Consider the following 1,058-nt stretch of genomic DNA (forward strand, 5'->3'; position numbering starts at 1 on the left):
AATCATCCGTGCCTGGGCGGATGCCTACCTGGGCGACCAGGACAAGGACACCGACCCCATGCCGGAGGGTGTGGCCCGCTCGGTATCGATTCCGGCCGGCCGCTACACCGACCTGGTGCATGTCGACACCGATGTCATCACCACCGACCGGGAACGGTCCCTGGGGGGCAAGGGTTTGGGCCTGTCGCCGACATCCCTGCTGCTCAGTTCTTTGTCGGCGGCCACCAGCCAGGCGATCCGCATGGCTGCCAAAGACAAACGCATCAGGAATCTCGAAAACGTCGAAGTGGAGGTCTCCCGGGTGGTTGGCGCCCCGGAGTTCGCCATGCAGCTGAGACGGCGCATCTCGCTGACGGGCGATTTGACCGATGGGGAGAAAAAGACCCTGCTGGCCGCCGCCGGGGAGTCCTGCATTGAAAAGATCATCACCGGGGCAGCCACCATCGAAGACCGCGACCGGTAGCCCGATGTCTTTTTCCCGCCCGACACCGGCAGATGCCTGCCCCTGCTGCAGCGGACTGGACTACGCCGACTGCTGCCAGCCGATCCTTGACGGTGCCCCCGCCGCCAGCCCGGAAGCACTGATGCGCTCCCGCTACACCGCTTTTTGCACCGGGCGGCGGGAATATCTGCTCAAAAGCTGGCACCCGAGCACCCGGCCGGGAAGTCTCGAGCTTGATCCGGACCGGCAGTTCACCCGGTTAATCATCCACGACTCAAGCTTTCCGGTTGATCCCGCCACCCCGGCGACCGTGTGGTTCACCGCCGTCTACCGCACCCCCGCAGGCAAGGGACGCCAATGCGAAAAATCAGTGTTTCTTTTCGTCGACGGGAACTGGACATACCTCGGGGAAGCGCCACCGGCACTGTAGAACACCGCAAAATCTTTTCTGACCTGCCGATTAGGTGAGCGGGCCGACAATGTTGTAATCTGTGGCAGTTGCTTGCGGGAGTCAATCCCCGCAACAGCGATCGGACTGTGGCGCAGCTTGGTAGCGCACTTGACTGGGGGTCAAGGGGTCGCAGGTTCAAATCCTGTCAGTCCGACCAGAAATCCG

2 protein-coding genes and 1 tRNA gene are annotated in these 1,058 nt (G+C 62.7%); all 3 read left to right on the forward strand.

The window, feature by feature from the left end; genetic code table 11:
• Nucleotides 1–463: OsmC family protein (locus tag JZY06_RS12165; RefSeq protein ID WP_242516449.1), on the forward strand; the 463-nt coding region annotated here is incomplete at its 5' end.
• Nucleotides 464–467: 4 nt separating this feature from the next.
• Entirely contained in the window at nucleotides 468–872 is a 405-nt protein-coding gene (locus JZY06_RS02835; RefSeq protein WP_207118257.1) for a YchJ family protein, read from the forward strand.
• 101 nt (nucleotides 873–973) lie between these two features.
• Nucleotides 974–1,050: transfer RNA gene (locus JZY06_RS02840), tRNA-Pro, on the forward strand.
• The last annotated feature ends 8 nt before the right edge of the window (nucleotides 1,051–1,058 follow it).

It is taken from the genome of Corynebacterium mendelii, from assembly GCF_017307055.1.
In the GTDB taxonomy this organism is placed as follows: Bacteria; Actinomycetota; Actinomycetes; order Mycobacteriales; family Mycobacteriaceae; genus Corynebacterium; species Corynebacterium mendelii.

Coding starts and splice junctions, on each gene's coding strand:
- JZY06_RS02835 (WP_207118257.1), top strand. CDS start 468: ATGTCTTTTTCCCGCCCGACACCGGCAGATGCCTGCCCCTGCTGCAGC.